This is a genomic window from Nocardioides speluncae (assembly GCF_003121585.1).
GTDB classification, from domain to species: Bacteria; Actinomycetota; Actinomycetes; order Propionibacteriales; family Nocardioidaceae; genus Nocardioides; species Nocardioides speluncae.
In genome coordinates this window covers 19,458-36,441 of sequence record NZ_QEOO01000024.1, presented here as the reverse complement: position 1 = coordinate 36,441, position 16,984 = coordinate 19,458, and the positions used below count along the sequence as shown (strand labels likewise).

General features: G+C 70.3%; 17 protein-coding genes. 3 read left to right on the top strand and 14 right to left on the bottom strand.

Annotated elements, in window-relative coordinates:
* Positions 1 to 91: 91 nt before the first annotated feature.
* The 7 genes from DDV73_RS13780 to DDV73_RS13750 form a co-directional block, all read right to left on the bottom strand.
* Entirely contained in the window at positions 92 to 568 is a 477-nt protein-coding gene (locus DDV73_RS13780; protein ID WP_109507829.1) for a hypothetical protein, read from the bottom strand.
* Positions 565 to 1,491, bottom strand: a complete 927-nt coding sequence (locus tag DDV73_RS13775) for a hypothetical protein (protein WP_109507828.1) — start codon at positions 1,489 to 1,491, stop codon at positions 565 to 567. Before DDV73_RS13775 ends, DDV73_RS13780 begins: the two co-directional genes overlap by 4 nt.
* A 1-nt stretch (position 1,492) precedes the next feature.
* Positions 1,493 to 1,810 carry a hypothetical protein gene (locus DDV73_RS13770; protein WP_109507827.1) on the bottom strand — a complete coding sequence of 106 codons (318 nt, stop codon included), beginning with the start codon at positions 1,808 to 1,810 and terminating at the stop codon, positions 1,493 to 1,495.
* Between the two features lie 114 nt (positions 1,811 to 1,924).
* On the bottom strand, positions 1,925 to 2,644 hold the full coding sequence (locus tag DDV73_RS13765; protein WP_170126027.1) for a GntR family transcriptional regulator: 720 nt from the start codon (positions 2,642 to 2,644) through the stop codon (positions 1,925 to 1,927).
* Between the two features lie 93 nt (positions 2,645 to 2,737).
* Positions 2,738 to 5,290 carry an ABC transporter permease gene (locus tag DDV73_RS13760; protein WP_109507826.1) on the bottom strand — a complete coding sequence of 851 codons (2,553 nt, stop codon included), beginning with the start codon at positions 5,288 to 5,290 and terminating at the stop codon, positions 2,738 to 2,740.
* A gap of 3 nt (positions 5,291 to 5,293) precedes the next feature.
* Positions 5,294 to 6,097, bottom strand: a complete 804-nt coding sequence (locus DDV73_RS13755) for an ABC transporter ATP-binding protein (RefSeq protein WP_109507833.1) — start codon at positions 6,095 to 6,097, stop codon at positions 5,294 to 5,296.
* A 33-nt stretch (positions 6,098 to 6,130) separates the two neighbouring features.
* Complete coding sequence (locus DDV73_RS13750; RefSeq protein WP_240617273.1) at positions 6,131 to 7,666, bottom strand: acyl-CoA carboxylase subunit beta; 1,536 nt, start codon at positions 7,664 to 7,666, stop codon at positions 6,131 to 6,133.
* Positions 7,667 to 7,738: 72 nt separating this feature from the next.
* Between DDV73_RS13750 and DDV73_RS13745 the strand changes: the two genes are divergently transcribed.
* The 3 genes from DDV73_RS13745 to DDV73_RS13735 are packed head-to-tail and all read left to right on the top strand — an operon-like array spanning position 7,739 to position 9,698.
* Positions 7,739 to 8,368 carry an alpha-ketoglutarate-dependent dioxygenase AlkB gene (locus tag DDV73_RS13745; RefSeq protein ID WP_109507824.1) on the top strand — a complete coding sequence of 210 codons (630 nt, stop codon included), beginning with the start codon at positions 7,739 to 7,741 and terminating at the stop codon, positions 8,366 to 8,368.
* Positions 8,369 to 8,415: 47 nt separating this feature from the next.
* The gene (locus DDV73_RS13740; RefSeq protein WP_109507823.1) at positions 8,416 to 8,997 is read left to right on the top strand and encodes an RNA polymerase sigma factor; all 582 of its coding nucleotides are present in this window, start codon (positions 8,416 to 8,418) and stop codon (positions 8,995 to 8,997) included.
* On the top strand, positions 8,994 to 9,698 hold the full coding sequence (locus DDV73_RS13735) for a hypothetical protein (RefSeq protein ID WP_109507822.1): 705 nt from the start codon (positions 8,994 to 8,996) through the stop codon (positions 9,696 to 9,698). Before DDV73_RS13740 ends, DDV73_RS13735 begins: the two co-directional genes overlap by 4 nt.
* 69 nt (positions 9,699 to 9,767) lie before the next feature.
* Here DDV73_RS13735 and groL read toward each other — a convergent pair whose 3' ends face one another.
* The 7 genes from groL to DDV73_RS13700 form a co-directional block, all read right to left on the bottom strand.
* Positions 9,768 to 11,396: a chaperonin GroEL gene (gene groL, locus DDV73_RS13730; protein WP_109507821.1), complete on the bottom strand. Its 1,629-nt coding sequence runs from the start codon at positions 11,394 to 11,396 to the stop codon at positions 9,768 to 9,770.
* Positions 11,397 to 11,604: 208 nt separating this feature from the next.
* Entirely contained in the window at positions 11,605 to 12,783 is a 1,179-nt protein-coding gene (locus DDV73_RS13725; RefSeq protein ID WP_109507820.1) for a hypothetical protein, read from the bottom strand.
* Positions 12,780 to 13,286, bottom strand: a complete 507-nt coding sequence (locus tag DDV73_RS13720) for a SigE family RNA polymerase sigma factor (RefSeq protein ID WP_109507819.1) — start codon at positions 13,284 to 13,286, stop codon at positions 12,780 to 12,782. Before DDV73_RS13720 ends, DDV73_RS13725 begins: the two co-directional genes overlap by 4 nt.
* A 113-nt stretch (positions 13,287 to 13,399) precedes the next feature.
* Complete coding sequence (locus DDV73_RS13715) at positions 13,400 to 14,590, bottom strand: ABC transporter permease (RefSeq protein WP_109507818.1); 1,191 nt, start codon at positions 14,588 to 14,590, stop codon at positions 13,400 to 13,402.
* Positions 14,587 to 15,279 carry an ABC transporter ATP-binding protein gene (locus DDV73_RS13710; protein ID WP_240617272.1) on the bottom strand — a complete coding sequence of 231 codons (693 nt, stop codon included), beginning with the start codon at positions 15,277 to 15,279 and terminating at the stop codon, positions 14,587 to 14,589. The genes DDV73_RS13715 and DDV73_RS13710 overlap by 4 nt, the downstream gene beginning before the upstream one ends.
* Positions 15,280 to 15,287: 8 nt before the next feature.
* Positions 15,288 to 16,370 carry a peptidoglycan-binding protein gene (locus tag DDV73_RS13705; protein WP_109507816.1) on the bottom strand — a complete coding sequence of 361 codons (1,083 nt, stop codon included), beginning with the start codon at positions 16,368 to 16,370 and terminating at the stop codon, positions 15,288 to 15,290.
* Positions 16,367 to 16,945: a hypothetical protein gene (locus tag DDV73_RS13700; RefSeq protein ID WP_109507815.1), complete on the bottom strand. Its 579-nt coding sequence runs from the start codon at positions 16,943 to 16,945 to the stop codon at positions 16,367 to 16,369. The genes DDV73_RS13705 and DDV73_RS13700 overlap by 4 nt, the downstream gene beginning before the upstream one ends.
* Between the last annotated feature and the right edge of the window lie 39 nt (positions 16,946 to 16,984).

Genomic DNA, 16,984 nt, shown 5'->3' with positions numbered 1-16,984 from the left:
TGCGGAGTCAGGGTCAACTCGGCCTTCGGACGTCCTGATCGTGGCATGTCCACATCCTACGACTTATCTAGCGAACTTCACGTGCGCCTCACTAGCCCTTCTCGTCGTCGCGCTTGGGCGCGCGACCTCCGGCCCGGCCGAGGTCGTCGAGCCGGCCCTCCTCCACCGCGAGCTCGACCTCGGACTCGGACTCCGCATGCCAGGTCGGCAGCTGGGCCGCGGTCCAGGCCAGGACCGCGCTCATCAGCTCCAGTCCGGTCTGGCCCTCGTCGCCGAGGTTGTGCCACACCTCGGCCCACGTCGTACGCCCGTCGTCGACCCGCGCCTTGATCGACTTGAACGCGAGCGGCGCACCCTCGTCGGAGCAGACCGCCACCAGGCCCTGCACCTGCTCGTCGGTCAGCGGCTCGTCGGCCTCCGCGGCCTCGGCCTGCGCGAGCTTCTCGTCGAGGTCCTCGAGGAAGTCGAGCAGCTCGCGCTCCATCGCCTGGTCGGCCAGGCCCTCCAGATCGAGCACCGGGCGCTGCGGCTGGCCGGAGGTGGCGCTGGCGTCGTAATAGTCGCTCATTTAGTGGCCGACTCCTCCGCGCTGGTGACCGAGCCTTCGAGGTCCTTCTCGGCCTGCGACTTCTCCTTGGTCGTGTGCGCGTTGACCTTGGCGTCGATCCGCGCCTTGATGCCCTGGTCGACCGGCGGGAACTCGGCCAGCCGGATGTTGGCGACGTTCGGCAGCTCCAGCGAGATCGACGGCAGCTCTTGGAACAGCTTGAGCTTGGCCACCTGGTCCGACACCCACGCCTCGACCTTTGCCTTCAGGTCGAACAGCCGCTTGACCAGCTCGATGATCTCGACCACGTCGTTGTAGATGTCGCGAACCACGTCCAGGCCGTTCATGACCACCTCGGCGGCGGTCTTGATCCAGGCCCACCAGCCCGACAGCCGCTTGGCCACCTGGCCGAGGACTCGGATCAGCAGCTTGCCGAGCCTGGTCAGCACCTTGACCACGGTCTCGCCGAGCCGCTGGGACATCTTGCCGATCGCCTGGAAGACCTTCTCGCCGTACTGCAGCAGGGCGCCGATCGCGCTGATCACCACGGCGTACACGCCCTGGTGCGCGGTAAACGACGCCGCCCCCTTGCCCTTCCAGTGCAGGGCCATATCGATCGGCACCTGGCCGACGTTGCGACCCATGCCGCCGACGGCCTCTCCCCACGTCTTGCAAGCTGCGCCGTTCATGTAGATCCGGTCCCAGTCGCCGGTGAAGGGCTTGACCACGATGTCGACCAGGCTGCCGCCGGGCAGCCGCATGCTGATGTCGATGCCGGGCACCTTGTCCACGACGTCGAGGAACTTGTTGATCGCGTCGCGGACCTCCTGGAACGCCTTGTCCCAGCTCTCCCACTCCGGCGGCAGGTTCAGCTTGGTGTCGGGCTTCTCGGGATCCTTCAGCATCGCCTTGACGTCGACGACGTCGGTGAACTGGCCGGCCATCTCAGTTGGGCCTCGTCCGCACGAAGAGATCCGAGGCGTGGCCGTCGGCCATGTCCAGCTCGAAGCCGGCGTCGAACAGCGCGTTCGCGGTCGCGCTGTAGCGGCCGGAGAAGGTACCGGTCATGTCCTCGGCAGCCTTCCGGATCTCGACCATCGCATCCTTGAACGGCGCCAGCAGGCCGGTGAAGCCCGCCTCACAGGCCACCTGCGTGGTCACGTAGTACTTGATCTCGTAGGCCGAGTGGGAGATGTTCCACATCTGCTCGATGCAGGCCTTGAGGTTGTTGAGGTCGTCGACCTCGATGCCGGGGTCACTCATAACTTCCTTACAGCGGTCGGCGGGCGACGTGCCCGAGTGCGTCTGTCGCTCGTACGACCACAAGGTCTACCCGAGTGGCGCTCGGGTAAACTACAACATTTGCAAACGTGAACGCTAGCTGGGGCGCGTGTCCCGCTGCTGGACCAGGAAGGTGTAGCGGTCCGCACGGTAGATCGAGCGGGACACCTCGACCGGCTTGTCGTCGGCGTGAGCCCGCCGCGACACCTCGAGCACCGGGCTGCCCGGCGCGATCTCCAGCTGCCCGGCGGTCTCCTCGTCGGCGACCTCGGCGCTGACGATGTCCTCGGCCCAGGTCGGCCGCAGCCCGCGAGCCGCGAGCGCGGCGTACAGGCTGGTCGGCATGCCCGTCTGCAGGAAGCCGGGCAGCAGCACCTCAGAGAGGTACGCGTCCTCGACGCACATGGGTACGCCGTTGGCGCGGCGCAGCCGCTTCCAGTGGATCACCGCGTCGCCGCCGGTGATGGCGAGCGCCCGGGCGACGCTGGGGCCGGCCTTCTCGCGACGGGCGATCAGGGTCTGCGACTCCGCGAGCAGGCCGCGCCGGGCCATGTCCTCGGTGAAGCCGATCAGCCGGGTGGTTTCGCTGCGCGGTCGGGCCACGAAGGTGCCGCGGCCGGGCACCCGCTCCAGCAGGCCCTCGATCACCAGCGCATCCATCGCCTGCCGCACCGTCATCCGGGCGACGCCGAACATCTGGACGAGCTCGCGCTCGCTCGGCGCCGGGAACCCCGGCGCCGCACCCTCGATCAGACCCCGCACGTACTCGCGCACCTGTACGTGCTTGCGCTCTCTGCGCTCAGGGACCGCGATCATTTCCGCCACGGTGTGAGTGTGATACGCCGGACGGGCCCGCGTGGGCGAAATCGCCCACTTGCTAGGGCCCGCCCGGCCAGTTTTACCCTGCCGCTACTCGGTCGCGATGGCCTTGAGTACGTCGAGCCTGGCCGCCCGGTGGGCCGGAAACAGCGAGGCCAGGACGCCGACCAGACCGGCCAGCACCACGAAGATCAGCAGCCGTCCCCACGGCACGGCGAACACGGTCAGCCCCTGGTCGCGCAGCGCGTAGATCAGCCCCGCACCGAACGCGATCCCGAGCAGCAGGCCGAGCATCGCACCGAAGACCGCCACCACGACCGCCTCCAGCCGGATCATCCGGCGCAGCTGGGACCGGCTCAGCCCGACCGCGCGGAGCAGCCCGACCTCGCGGGTCCGCTCGATCACCGACAGCCAGAGGGTGCTGATGATGCCGAGGACGGCGATCACGATCGCCAGGCCGAGCAGGCCGTACATCAGGTACAGGATCTGGTTGATCTGGTCCTTCTGGGCGTCCACGAGCGCCTCCGGGTCCGACACCGTCACCGTCGGGTTCTCCTCGACGATGCCCTCGAGGTCCGAGAACACCTGGTCGAGGTCCGCGCCCGGATCGGCGGTGATGAACACCAGCGAGTCGAGCGGCGCCGGTCCGCCCTTCTCCAGGGTGTCCAGGGTGACCAGCACGTCGGCCGGCAGCGCGCTGCCGATGCCGAGCATGCCGGCCACCTCGAGCTCCTGCTTGCCACCCTGCAGCTCCAGCGTGACCTTGTCGCCGACCTTCAGGTTCTGCGACTCCGCCCGCTCCTCGCCGACCAGGATCTGGCCGGGGCCGAGCGCGGCCAGGCCGCCGGCCACCATCGGCAGCCGCATCGCCTCGGCCAGCGCGGCCGGGTCGGTCGCACCCAGGAAGGCGCTCCTGCCCTCGAGCTTCGCGTTGAAGACCGACCGGAACGGGGCCACAGCCGCCACGCCGGGCACCTCGCGCGCCTTCTCGGCGTACCCCGTCGAGAACGGCGACTGCCCGGCGACGTTCCTGATGATGAACTGCGAGGTCACCTGCTCCTCGACCGCCTCCTCGGTGCTCGCGGTGGTCGACGAGGCGACCACCGACAGCAGGCCGACCACGGCCAGGCCGATCATCAGCGCGCTCGCGGTGGCGGCGGTACGGCGCGGGTTGCGCATGGAGTTCTGGGTCGCCAGCCGGCCGACCATCCCGTAGAGCGACCGGTAGACCGTGCCGAACAGCCAGATCACCGGGCGCGCCAGGATCGGGCTGACCATCGCCGCCGCTACCAGGATCGACAGCATGCCGAGCCCGACCACCGCCAGCGCTTGGGCACTGTCGGCCAGGAACCCGAGCACGATGGCGGCGATGCCGAGTACGGCGAGCAGACCGGCGACGATCACCCGCCGGTGCAGGGCGGTCTCGGGGAGCGCGACGTCGTCGCGCAGCGCCTGGATCGGCGGGATCCGAGAGGCACGCATCGCCGGCACCACGGCCGCGACCAGGGTGACCAGGATGCCGACCGACAGCGACCACGCGACCGCCTCAGCGTCGAGGACGAAGCTGGCGCCGGCGAGGTCGAGACCGATCGCGCCGAAGACCACCGCCAGGCCTCTGGCCAGCAGGTAACCGGCACCGAGGCCGATCAGCGAGCCGACGATGCCGACGGCCAGCGCCTCCACGATCACCGAGCCCATCACCTGCCGCCGGGAGGCACCCATCGCCCGGAGCAGGGCCAGCTCACGGCTGCGCTGGGCCACCAGGATCGAGAAGGTGTTGATGATCATGAAGATGCCGACGATCAGCGAGATCGCGGCGAAGGCGAGCAGGAAGTACTCCAGGAAGCTGAAGATCTGCTCCAGCCCGTTCTTCTGCTCCTCGACGTAGTCGTCGCCGGCCTCCGCCGTGGCGCCGGCCGGCAGCACCGCCTGCGCCTGGTCGCGAAGCTCGGCCTGGGTGACGCCGTCCTTGGCGTTCAGCGCCACCGACATATAGCCGTCCTGGCCGTCAAAGAACTGGTCCTGCAGGAACTTCTGGTCGAAGACCGTCAGCGTCGCGCCGTTGAGACCGGTGCCGCCGCCGAACTCGACCAGGCCGGTCAGCGTGACCTCCATGACCGGGTCCTCGGCGGGCGTCACGATCTCGAGCTTGTCGCCGATCTCGACCTCGGCCTTGTCAGCGGTCTTCTCGTCGAGGGCGACCTCGTACGGCGCGTCGGGGTACTCGCCGTCGGTGACCGCCATGATCTTGATGCCGGTGATCGACTCGGCGTCGGTGGGTCCGAACGCCAGGCCGGGCGGGCCGTTGCCGCCGATCACCTTCCCGTCCGGGTCGATCGCGAAGACCGTGGTCAGCGTGTTGTTGGGGTGGACCGACTCGGCACCAGGGAGAGCGCGGAGCTCCCCCACGACGCTCGCGGGCAGCAGCCGCGAGTCCTGGCTGGAGTCGAAGTCGTTGGCACCCTCGAAGGCCACCTCGACGTCCGCCGTACTGCCCTCGATGATCTTGTCGAACGAGCCGCTCATGGCGTCGGTGAAGATGAACGTGCCGGCGACGAACGCGACGCCGAGCACCACGGCCAGGCCCGACAGGAACAGCCGGATCTTGCGCGCCCAGAGGTTGCGCCAGGTGACCTTCCACATAGCTCAGGCCTTGCCGGTCGAGGCAGGCTCGGGTACGTCGGCGGCGGCGGCCGCCTCGATCGCGGTCAGCTCCTGCATCTTCAGCAGGATCTGCTCACGGGTGGGGCTGCGCATCTCGTCGACGACCTTGCCGTCCTGGAGGAACACCACGCGGTCGGTGTACGCCGCGGCGACCGGGTCGTGGGTCACCATCACGATCGTCTGGCCGTGGTCGGTGACGCTGCTGCGCAGTAGCTGGAGGACCTCGGCGCCGCTGTGGCTGTCGAGGTTGCCGGTCGGCTCGTCGGCGAACACGATCCGCGGCCGGCTGACCAGGGCCCGGGCCACCGCGACCCGCTGCTGCTGGCCGCCGGACAGCTCGTTGGGCTTGTGGGTGAGCCGGTCACCGAGGCCGACGGTGGCGATCACCGAGTCGTACCACTCCGCGTCGGGCTTGCGGCCAGCGATCGAGAGCGGGAGCAGGATGTTCTCCTCGGCGGTCAGCGTCGGCACCAGGTTGAAGCTCTGGAAGACGAAGCCGATCGAGTCCCGCCGCAGCCGGGTGAGCGCCTTGTCGCCCATCCTGGTGAGCTCGTCGTCACCGATGAAGACCGAGCCCGAGTCGCCCTTGTCGAGGGCCGCGCAGCAGTGCATCAGCGTCGACTTCCCGGAGCCGCTCGGGCCCATCACGGCGGTGAACTCCCCGTCCATCAGGTCGAGGGTGACGTCGTCGAGGGCCCGGACGTGGGCGTCGCCCATCCCGTAGGTCTTGGTGAGGTTCTCAACGCGGGCGGCAGCGGTGGCCTGGCTCGTGGCGGGGCTGGTCATGACCCAAGCCTTGCGCACGCTGCCGACATATCGCTACCCGGTATCCCCCTCATGTCGACCCTGAGCCGCGGCCAGGGTCTGAGCGATCACGCCGCGGGTTTCCGCCGGGTCGATCACGTCGTCGATCTCGAAGTAGCGGGCGACATTGAGCGCCTTGGCCCGCTCTTGCTCGGCGGCTGTGAGCTCGCGGACGGTCCGCTCCCGCTCGTCGTCGTCCTCGATCGCCGCGAGCTCCTTGCGCAGCGCCAGCCGTACGGCGCCCTCGAGGCCCATGGCACCCAGGTGGGCACCCGGCCAGGCGACGGTGAGCAGCGGCTGGTGGGTGCTGCCGCCGAGCATGGCCTGCGCACCGAGGCCGTACCCGCGCCTCAGGATCACCCCGATCAGCGGCACCCGGAGCCGGGCGCCGGCGACCAGCAGTCGCGACCCGTGCCGCACCAGCCCGGTGGCCTCCGCCTCCGGGCCGACCATCATGCCGGGGGTGTCGACCAGCGTGATGACCGGAATCCCCCACGTGTCGCACAGCTGCAGGAAGCCGGCCGCCTTCGTGGCCGCGTCGCTGGTGACCGCGCCGGCCATGTGCAGGGTGCAGTTGCCGATGAACCCGACCGGCCGGCCCTCGATCCGGCCGAGCGCGGTCATCATCTCGGGGGCGAACAGATCGCGCAGGAACACCACCGAGCCCTCGTCGGCCAGCGTCTCCACGATCGGTGCGACGTCGTACGACGTGCGCTCGTGCTCGGGCACGGCCTCGCGCAGCTGCGCCTGGTCCGGCGCCTGCCAGGTCGCGAGCCGGCCCTGGAAGAAGCCAATGAGCTGCTTGGCTACCGCGACCGCCTCGGCCTCGTCGGCCACCGCGACGTCGACGACGCCGTTGCGGGTCTGCACGTCGATCGGCCCGACCTCCTCGGGCGCGAACTCACCGAGCCCGCCGCCGGCGATCATGGCAGGGCCGCCCATGCCGAGGTTGGCGTCGGCGGTGGCGACGATCAGGTCCGAGCCGCCGGCGATCACCGCATTGCCTGCAAAGCAGCGCCCGGACACCACCGCGATCCGCGGCGCTACCCCGGACAGCCGGGCCCACAGCGCGAACGACTCGACGTCGAGGGCCGAGACCAGCGGGATGTCGGTGTCGCCGGGCCGGCCGCCGCCGCCCTCGGTGAAGAAGACTGTCGGCAGCGCGAGTCGCTCGATGACCGTGAAGAGCCGGTCGGTCTTGCGGTGGCCGCGCATGCCCTGGGTGCCGGCCATGACCAGGTAGTCGTAGGAGAGTACGGCGCACGCGGCGCGGTCGCCGTACAGCTCACTGTTGATCCGGGCGAGGCCGCCCACGATGCCGTCGGCAGGGGTCCGGTCGAGCAGCTCGTCGACCGAGCGTCGAGCCTCCTGGGCCGCGGTGACGAAACGGCCGTACTCCACGAAGGATCCAGGATCGATGAGGTCGGCGATGTTCTCGCGCGCCGTACGCCGGCCGGCCGCGTGCCGCTTCGCGACCACCTCCGGGCGGGCGCCGTCCTCGGTCAGCGCGCGGCGGGCCAGCACGTCGAGCAGGTCGCGTCGTATCTCCACGGGCACACATTAGAGGGACGCGACCGCGCAACCATGGGAACATATGTTCGAACCTGCGCGTAGGATGGGCCCATGCCGCTCGACTTCCAGGACTCGCTGTTCGGCGACGACGGCTCCGGCGCCGCCGGGCTGGCCACGCTGCCGGGCGAGCGGACCGCGCTGGCGCGCGGCGCCTGGGTCGAGGTGCTGCCCGGCTTCGTGACCGGCGCGGCCGAGGTCTTCGAGACGCTGGTCCACGAGGTGCCGTGGCGGGCCGAGCGCCGCAAGATGTACGACCGGGTGGTCGACGTGCCGCGCCTGGTGCACACCTACGCCGCGGCCGACCCACTGCCGCACCCGCTGCTGGCCGAGGCGCGCACCGCGCTGAGCCGGCACTTCCGGCCCGAGCTCGGCGAGCCGTTCGCGACCGCCGGCTGCTGCTACTACCGCGACGGCCGCGACAGCGTGGCCTGGCACGGCGACCGGTTCGGCCGCGGCCGCAGCCACGACACCATGGTGGCGATCGTGTCGTTCGGCGACACCCGCCGGCTGTCCCTGCGCCCGCGGGGTGGCGGCGAAGCCGTGTCGTTCGAGATGGGGAACGGCGACCTGCTGGTGATGGGCGGCTCCTGCCAGCGGACCTGGGACCACGCCGTACTCAAGACCGCGAAGCCGGTCGGGCCGCGGATCTCGGTCCAGTTCCGGCCGCACAACGTGTTCTGATCCGAGCCGCGTTGTAACGCTCCAGGCATGATCGTCCAAGAACGGTCATGACCACCTTCGATGCCTACGACGTACACCGGATCGGCGACGATCCGGACGTCTTCGAGGCCTTCTACCGGGAGCACCTCGACGCCGTGCAGCGGTTCGTGGCCAGGCGGGTCGGTGACCCCCATCTGGCCGCGGATCTGACGGCGGACATCTTCCTGGCGGCCATCGATGCCGTAAGCGGCTATCGGCCGGACCGGGGGCGGCCGATCGCCTGGCTCTTCGGGATCGCCCGCAATGTGATGTCCGCCGAGGCCCGCCGGCGGGCGCGCGACCTGCGCGCCGTACGCCGGATCGCCGGGCGCCGCCTCCTCGACGCCGACAGCCTGACCCGGATCGAGGAGCGCCTCGACGCCGAGCGCGAGACGCGCCGCCTGTACGACGCACTCGACGCCCTGCCCGCCCGTGATCGCGCTCTGATGGAGCTGGTCGCGGTCGACGGGCTCCCGGTGACCGAAGCCGCCGCCGTGCTGGGGGTGAAGCCGGGCACCGCGCGGGTCCGGCTGCACCGCAGCCGGCGCCTGGTGCAAACCCACCTGCGACCTCACCACGAGGCCGCACTCACTCAGGAGGTTCCCTCATGACCCGCGCACCTCTCGACTCGTTCGAGTCCGCGCTCCTCTCCGAGCTTCGCGACACCGTCGCCGAGCGCTCGGCCACCCGTTCCCAGTCACGGCGTCGCCGACCGATCCTGGTCGCCGCTGCGGCAGCCACCGCGGTCGCCGCAAGTGTCGGCGCCGTGGTCTTCGGCCTCGGCACCGGCGGACCGGCCCCCGCCGCGGCGTACTCGGTCGCGGCGCAGGACGACGGTGACATCGTGGTCACCATTCGTCGCCTCGATGACGCGGAAGGCCTGGAGCGTGCGCTCGCCGAGCACGGCATCACGGCCGACGTCGACTACGGCGGTCCGGTCAGCAACTGCATCGTGGTTCCGGATGACGGCGATCCCGGCCCCTGCGACGAGGTCGAGGAGCTCCCGGAGGGAGACGGCGGCCTCTCGGGCGGTGGCCAGATGGAGTCGGAGGCCGAGCCGGCGGTACCCACCACGGAGGCACTGCCCGCCGACCCGGGGGACTTCGACGACCCCTGCGGCTTCGGGGAGAACTCGCCCGCCTCGCTCTCGCGCAGTGGCAGCGACTGGGTGATCACGATCCCGGCCGACTCGCCACTCCATGACGGCGTGGACCTGCACCTGATGACCCAGGGCGGCGACGACGAGGCCGCTCTCACGACGGTCTTCAGCAAGGGCGACACGGGCTGCGGAAGCAGCGAGCTCGTTAACTGAACAAAGACGAAGGGCCCCGGTCGTGACGACCGGGGCCCTTCGTTTGTTGCTTGGGTGGAGCAAAGGCGACTAGAAGTCCATGCCGCCCATGCCGCCGTCGCCACCGGGCATGGCCGGGGCGGCCTTCTCCGGCTTGTCGGCGACGACTGCCTCGGTGGTGAGGAACAGCGCCGCGATCGACGCGGCGTTCTGCAGCGCCGAGCGGGTCACCTTGGCCGGGTCGATGATGCCCTCGGCGATCATGTCGACGTACTCGCCATTGGCCGCGTTGAGACCGTGACCGGACGCGAGGTTGCGGACCTTCTCCGACACAACGCCGCCCTCGAGGCCGGCGTTGATCGCGATCTGCTTGAGCGGGGCCTCGATCGCAACCTTCACGATGTTGGCGCCGGTGGCCTCGTCACCGTCGAGCTCGAGCTTGGCGAACGCCTCGGCGCCGGCCTGCACCAGGGCCACGCCGCCGCCGGCGACGATGCCCTCCTCGACGGCCGCCTTCGCGTTGCGAACGGCGTCCTCGATGCGGTGCTTGCGCTCCTTCAGCTCGACCTCGGTGGCCGCGCCGACCTTGATCACCGCAACGCCGCCGGCCAGCTTGGCCAGCCGCTCCTGCAGCTTCTCGCGGTCGTAGTCGGAGTCGCTCTTCTCGATCTCGGCGCGGATCTGGTTGACCCGGCCCTCGATCTGCGCGCCGTCACCGGCACCCTCGACGATGGTGGTCTCGTCCTTGGTGATGACGACCTTGCGAGCCTGGCCGAGCAGCTCGAGACCGGCCGACTCCAGCTTCAGGCCGACCTCCTCGGAGATGACCTGGCCGCCGGTCAGGATCGCGATGTCCTGCAGCATGGCCTTGCGACGGTCGCCGAAGCCGGGCGCCTTGACGGCAACCGACTTGAAGCTGCCCTTGATCTTGTTGACGACCAGGGTGGACAGCGCCTCGCCGTCGACGTCCTCGGACAGCACGACCAGCGGCTTGCCGGTCTGGATGACCTTCTCCAGCAGCGGCAGCAGGTCCTTGACCGTCGAGATCTTCTGGTTGGCGATCAGGATGTAGGGGTCCTCCAGGACCGTCTCCATCCGCTCCGGGTCGGTCACGAAGTACGCCGAGATGTAGCCCTTGTCGAAGCGCATACCCTCGGTGAGCTCGAGGTCGAGGCCGAAGGTGTTCGACTCCTCGACGGTGATGACGCCTTCCTTGCCGACCTTGTCCATCGCCTCGGCGATGATCTCGCCGACGGTGTTGTCGGCGGCGGAGATCGACGCGGTGGAGGCGATCTGCTCCTTGGTCTCGACGTCCTTGGCCATGCCGAGCAGCTGCTCGGAGACGGCCTCGACCGCCGCCTCGATGCCGCGCTTCAGCGCCATCGGGTTGGCACCCGCGGCGACGTTGCGCAGACCCTCGCGGACCATCGCCTGGGCGAGGACCGTGGCCGTCGTCGTACCGTCACCGGCGACGTCGTCGGTCTTCTTGGCGACCTCCTTGACCAGCTCGGCGCCGATCTTCTCGTAGGGGTCCTCGAGCTCGATCTCCTTGGCGATGCTCACACCATCGTTGGTGATGGTGGGCGCGCCCCACTTCTTCTCGAGGACGACGTTGCGACCCTTGGGGCCGAGCGTGACCTTGACGGCGTCCGCGAGCGTGTTCATCCCACGCTCGAGGCCGCGCCGGGCCTCCTCGTTGAAAGCAATAAGCTTCGGCATAACTCCTGCGATTCCTTACGCTGAAGAGTCCTGGACAGGGTCCGGTCCGTTGCCCGCGACGGACGATCTGGCCGACCCGGCGGACCCTTCCCGCCGACGCTGCAGACCTCAACTCGCCGGTCCCACGTTTTCTGTCACTCTCATACCGAGAGTGCCAACGCCATGTTTAGCACTCACCTGGTGAGAGTGCAAACGATCGGGCGCCGCCTCAGCGGTCGAGGTCGGCCCACGTGGCGACGTACCACTCGTCGCCCGATGCGACGCCGGTGATCTCGGCAACCTGGAAGTGGGAGTCGGCGCCCAGCTTCCAGGCCAGGACGCGATCACCGGACTGGTAGGCGACGGTCTCCTCGTCCAGCCAGCCGACAGCCATGCAGCATTGGACACCCCGCCCCTCGCCCTCGTACGGCGGCCAGTAGGCGAGGATCCGACGCTGCTCGCCGCGGCGGACGACGAGAGCCTCGAAGCCAACCGACTCCCTGGGCCTGAGCTTCGCCGAGACCTGGTAGTTGCTCTGCGCATGCCAGCCCGCGGAGTTGGACTTCGTCGGTCCATACCCACCGTCCTCGGGCTTCCCCCCGGGCTTGGGCACGTCGCGAGCGGTCTGTCGTCCGTCGAGCGCGTACGTCGACCCGACCTCACCTTCCAGGACGTCCGGGACCCACAGCGTCTCGTTGTCGAGCCAGGTGGCACCCTCCGCCAGCCAGTCGGGGGTGTCAACGGACTGCCACTGGGCACTGGCGAACTCGTACACCTCGATCGAGCTGTTCTGAGTGAAGGCGACATGGCGGCCGTCCGGTGAGAGTCCGGCAGGCAGCGGCGCGGCGCCGTTTCCGTCTTGGTCCTGCGCCGGCTCCAGTCGCCCGATGTCCAGGGCGGTGTGGCTGCCATTCCGGTCTACGACGACCGCGCGGGTCGGTCCGTACTCTCCACTGAGGTCGCCGACCAGTACGACCGCGACCGCACTGCCGCTCCCGACCCCGACGTGAACGACGTCGCCCGCGTCGATCGTTCTCGGCAGCACCGACTGGGTAGCCCATTGCAGCGATGGCTCCTCGGGGACACTCGGAGAGAACCAGACCGGGTCGCCTTCGTCCGTCCTCGCGTCGGGCTGAGACTGGCCGCTGGGCAACGGACTGGGCGAGCCGCTCGGCGAGCGGGTGCTGCTCGGCGGGTGCGACGGGCCGGGCGCGGCGTCCGGCGTACCACCGATGACAGCGGCACCCCCGGCGATCACGGCGACCGACGCGGCAATGGCGCCGACGGCGGCCAGCTGGGTACGGCGCCGGCGACGGGTCGCGTCCGCCCAGGCGCGGTCGACCAGGTCAGGTCCGGTGATGTCACCCGCGATGTCGTTCAGCGTGTCGCGTAGGGTGTGCTCGGTCATCGCTCCTCCTTGAGCAGCTCAGCCAGCTCGGGCGCGGCCTCGCGGAGGCGGCGCAGGGCGAGGTTGGTCTGGCTCTTGACGGTGCCGGCGGAGACCCCGAGCGCCTCGGCAGTCGCGTCGACGGTGAGGTCGTCGTAGTAGCGGAGTACGACGACCGCTCGCTGCCGCGGCGTCAGCCGGGCGAGGGCCGCGAGGAGCAGCAGCCGGCGCTCGGCGTACTCGGTCTCCAGCGGGCCGTCGGTCGCTCGGTCGGCGTTCTCGAGCGGCACCTCGTCGCGCCGGCGCCGCCACCACGAGATGTTGTCGTTGACCAGCACCCGCCGCGCGTAGCCGTCCGGGTTGCTGTCGGCCAGCCGGCGCCAGCGCAGCGCCACCTTGGTCAGCGCCTCCTGGACCAGGTCCTCGGCGCGCTGGTGGTCGCCGGTCAGCAGGTACGCCGTGCGCAGCAGCCCCAGCTGCCGCTCCCGCGCCCACGCGCTGAACGCCTCCCGCTCATCCCTCATGCCCTTCTTAACGCAGGTGGTCGGAGGAAGGTTGGAGATAGTCCGTCACGAAAGTCATGGTCCGCGGCCGCCGAACCATGATTTCCGTGACGGACTATCCACCTCCCGCGCCCTCAGGCCGCGCGCAACGCCTCGGTGGGGGCGAGACGGGCGGCGCGGGTGGCGGGGTAGACACCGGCGAGTACGCCGATCCCGACGGCCGCGAGCATCCCGTATCCGACCGCGGAGGCCGGGACCACGAAGTGCAGGCCCTTCGCCTGGGCGTACCCGAACGTGACAGCGGCGCCAATCAGCACGCCGGCGATCCCACCGCACAACGACAGCAGCAGCGACTCGGCGAGGAACTGGCCACGGACATGCCGCCGGGTCGCGCCCAGCGCCCGGCGCAGGCCGATCTCGCCGCGCCGTTCCAGCACCGACATCACCATCACGTTGGCGGTGCCGACCGCACCGACCAGCAGTGCGACCGCGCCGAGCCCGAGGAACAGAGAGGTGAACGCGTCCTCCGCGGCGGCCTTCGCGGCCAGCGCGTCGGACGGACGGGAGACGTCAACGTTCTCGGGCTCCTCGGGGTTGGCCTGCGCGGGCAGCACGTCGGCGACCTGCTCGACCGACGACGACGCGGTCCGGATGTAGAGCCGCGACGGCGCCAGGTCGGCGTCGAGGTAGGTCGCCGCGGCGTCGTACCCCACCAGAACTGCACGGTCCAGGTCCGATGCCAGCGGCAGCTCCTCGAGGATGCCGATCACCTGCCAGGCCCGGCCGTTCATCCACACCGAGGTCTGGCCGTCGACCGCCGTGATGCCGAGCCGCTCGGCCGTCACCGCGCCGAGCACCGCCACCGGGTAGTCGTCGACCGCGTCGTCGAGGAACCGCCCCTCCGCCACCGAGCCCGCGACCGTGTCCAGCAGCGTCGGCTCGGCCGCCTTGACGCTGATCCCGCCGGTGGCGTTGGGGTCGGCGTACGAGCTGCGCAGCGCCGGCCCGTCGAGGGAGGTCACCGACGCGACCTCCTCGACCGGCGCGATGTTGCGCACCTGGCTGGCGGCGGTGTCCGGGAGGTCGGTGTTGCCACCGAGCCCGAGCCCCTGCCCGGCCTGCACCTGCAGCAGGTTGGTGCCGAGCGCGTCCAGCTGGTCGAGCAGTTCGTCCTGCGACGACCGGGAGATGCCGAGCACGCTCACCACCGTCGCCACCCCGATCGCCACCCCCAGCGCCGACAGCACCGTCCGCACCTTCCGCGAGCGCAGCCCGACGAAGCCGACCCGCAGGCTGTCCCCCGGCCGCAGCCGCGACCGCCTCACCGGGCCACCGCCTCAGCGGTACGACGCGAGTCGCGCACGATCATCCCGTCACGGACCTCAACCTGGCGTCCCATCGCGGCGGCCACCTCGTGTTCGTGGGTGATCACCACGATCGTGGTGCCCTCTGCGTTCAGCTCCCGCAGCAGGTCGAGCACCTCGGCGCCGTTGTGGCTGTCGAGGTTGCCGGTTGGCTCGTCGGCGAAGACGATCGCAGGCCGGTTGAGCAGCGCCCGCGCGATCGCCACCCGCTGCCGCTCGCCACCGCTCATCAGCCGCGGCAGCTGACCGGCCCGGTCGCCCAGGCCGACCCGGGCGAGCATCGCGTGGGCACGCGCCCGCCGCTCGGCGCGCGGGGTCCCGCTGTAGAGCAGCCCGTTGGCGACGTTGTCGACCGCGGACAGCCCGTCGAGCAGGTGGAACGCCTGGAACACGAACCCGATCCGGTGCGCCCGCAGCCCCGCCACCTGAGCCTCCGACAGCGCCGCGGTGTCGTGGCCGTCGACGATCACGGTGCCGGTGGTCGCCCGGTCGAGGGTCCCCATGATGTGCAGCAGCGTGGACTTCCCCGACCCCGACGGTCCGAGTACGGCGACCAGCTCGCCGCTGTCGACGGCCAGGTCGACGCCGTGCAGCACCTCGAGGTCGCCGTACTTCTTGGTGACCTGCTGCAGCTCCAGCACAGCGCTCACTGCGTCACTCATTGGGGCACCACGACCTCGTCGCCCGCCTCGAGGCCGGACTTGATCTCGACGAACCCGGACGCATAGAGGCCCGGCTCGACCGCGGTCAGCCCACCGTCGACCTTCTGTACGCCGTACCCGCCCTCGGCCAGCGCCACCAGCGCAGTGACCGGAACGGTCACCACGTCCTTGCGGGTGTCCCGGGTCAGGTCGACGGTCACCGGCGCCGCGGTCAGCCCCTGCACGGCCTTGCTGTCGGCGAGCTCGAGGGTGACCGGGATCGTCGACTCGGCGGACGGATCCTCGCCCTCCGACTCGTCACCTCCGGTCGCGGTCGCGACCGTGCCCACGCTGGTGATCGTGGCCTTGGTGGTCGAGCCGTCCGGCAGCGTCACCGTCGCCTTCGCCCCCACCTTCGCCAGCGACTCGCTGGCCGGATCGAGGTCGACGGTCACCGCGCGATGGGTGCTGGTCGCGGCGTACAGCTGGGTGCCGGGCTGCAGCTGGGTGCCGATCGATGCGGTCGGCGCCCCGACCCGGATCCCGTGCGGCAGCACCAGGAACTGCTCGGCCGAGACCTTGCCGGTCTCCTCCAGCCCCTTGTCCTCCTGCAGGTCCTGCACGGCTTCGTGGGTCCACTCGGTGAATGTCTCGTCGACGGTCCCGGGGTCGTAGCCGAGCGCCTCGAGGTTCTGCTCCAGCTGCTTGACGTCGGCGCCGTCGTCGACTCCCCATGCCAGCTCACGCCACAGCGGCAGGCTGCCTGTCAGCAGGAGCACGGGCACGTCGTCGACGCGGTAGGCGGCCTGGCCGCGGCGGACCACGCTGGCCTCCTTCGGCAGCCCGGTGAGTACGCCGCCGGCCGCACTGCTCGCGACGGTCAGCTCCTCGTCGTACCCGAGCTCGCCGGAGACCCGCTCGCTGTCCAGCAGAGTACGGCGCTCCGCGGTGACCGTCGCGGTCGTGACGTCCTCGCTGGCCTCTGCCTCGCTGCCGTCGCGGGTGAACGCGATCCCGAGGCCGGCCCCGACCAGCACCGGCGTGGCCACCGCCGCGGCCACGACCCGGGTGTGCCTGCGCGGCAGGCGCTCGCGGCTCATCCGGCCCTCCGCATCGGGCCGTCGCCGAGGATGTCCTCGCACGCCTTGTGCGCCTTCTCGAACGCGGGGTCCTCGGGGTCGATGCCCATGCCGCCCAGCCGGGCGCCGCCCTCGCTGAAGTCTGGGTCCGGGAAGTCCGGCACGCCGTTCTCGCGCATGCACCCGGCGTACTCGAGCATCGTGTCCTCCATCTCGGCGCGGTCCTCCTCGGAGAAGTTGCCGCCGCCCTGCGGACGGAACTCCTCGCACGCCTCGGACGCCTTCTCCATGGCTTCCCGGTCGATGCCCTGGGGCAGGTTCATCATCATTCCGCCCTCGCCGTTGAGCTCCGGGTCCGGGAACTCGGGTACGCCGTTCTCCCGCATGCACTCGGAGAACTTCAGCGCCTGCTCCTCGAAGTCCTCCTCCCTGGTCTCGTCGTCGCTGTCATCGCCGCTGTCGCCGTCGGACTCGCTGCCCTTGTCGAGCGACGCGACCCCCTGGTCACCGTCGTCACCCTCGGCCTGCGAGCAGCCCGTCAGCCCGAGCGCGAACACCGCGAGCAACGCCAGCAGTGCCGTCGTACTCCTGCTCATCTCCGCCTCCTGATGCGCGACCTTCGCGCGTTTCAGCAG

Coding starts and splice junctions, on each gene's coding strand:
- DDV73_RS13720 (WP_109507819.1), bottom strand. CDS start 13,286: ATGAGGGATGAGCGGGAGGCGTTCAGCGCGTGGGCGCGGGAGCGGCAG.
- DDV73_RS13705 (WP_109507816.1), bottom strand. CDS start 16,370: ATGAGCCGCGAGCGCCTGCCGCGCAGGCACACCCGGGTCGTGGCCGCG.
- DDV73_RS13780 (WP_109507829.1), bottom strand. CDS start 568: ATGAGCGACTATTACGACGCCAGCGCCACCTCCGGCCAGCCGCAGCGC.
- DDV73_RS13760 (WP_109507826.1), bottom strand. CDS start 5,290: ATGTGGAAGGTCACCTGGCGCAACCTCTGGGCGCGCAAGATCCGGCTG.
- DDV73_RS13740 (WP_109507823.1), top strand. CDS start 8,416: ATGACCACCTTCGATGCCTACGACGTACACCGGATCGGCGACGATCCG.
- DDV73_RS13765 (WP_170126027.1), bottom strand. CDS start 2,644: ATGATCGCGGTCCCTGAGCGCAGAGAGCGCAAGCACGTACAGGTGCGC.
- DDV73_RS13700 (WP_109507815.1), bottom strand. CDS start 16,945: ATGAGCAGGAGTACGACGGCACTGCTGGCGTTGCTCGCGGTGTTCGCG.
- DDV73_RS13745 (WP_109507824.1), top strand. CDS start 7,739: ATGCCGCTCGACTTCCAGGACTCGCTGTTCGGCGACGACGGCTCCGGC.
- DDV73_RS13725 (WP_109507820.1), bottom strand. CDS start 12,783: ATGACCGAGCACACCCTACGCGACACGCTGAACGACATCGCGGGTGAC.
- groL (WP_109507821.1), bottom strand. CDS start 11,396: ATGCCGAAGCTTATTGCTTTCAACGAGGAGGCCCGGCGCGGCCTCGAG.
- DDV73_RS13735 (WP_109507822.1), top strand. CDS start 8,994: ATGACCCGCGCACCTCTCGACTCGTTCGAGTCCGCGCTCCTCTCCGAG.
- DDV73_RS13775 (WP_109507828.1), bottom strand. CDS start 1,491: ATGGCCGGCCAGTTCACCGACGTCGTCGACGTCAAGGCGATGCTGAAG.
- DDV73_RS13770 (WP_109507827.1), bottom strand. CDS start 1,810: ATGAGTGACCCCGGCATCGAGGTCGACGACCTCAACAACCTCAAGGCC.
- DDV73_RS13755 (WP_109507833.1), bottom strand. CDS start 6,097: ATGACCAGCCCCGCCACGAGCCAGGCCACCGCTGCCGCCCGCGTTGAG.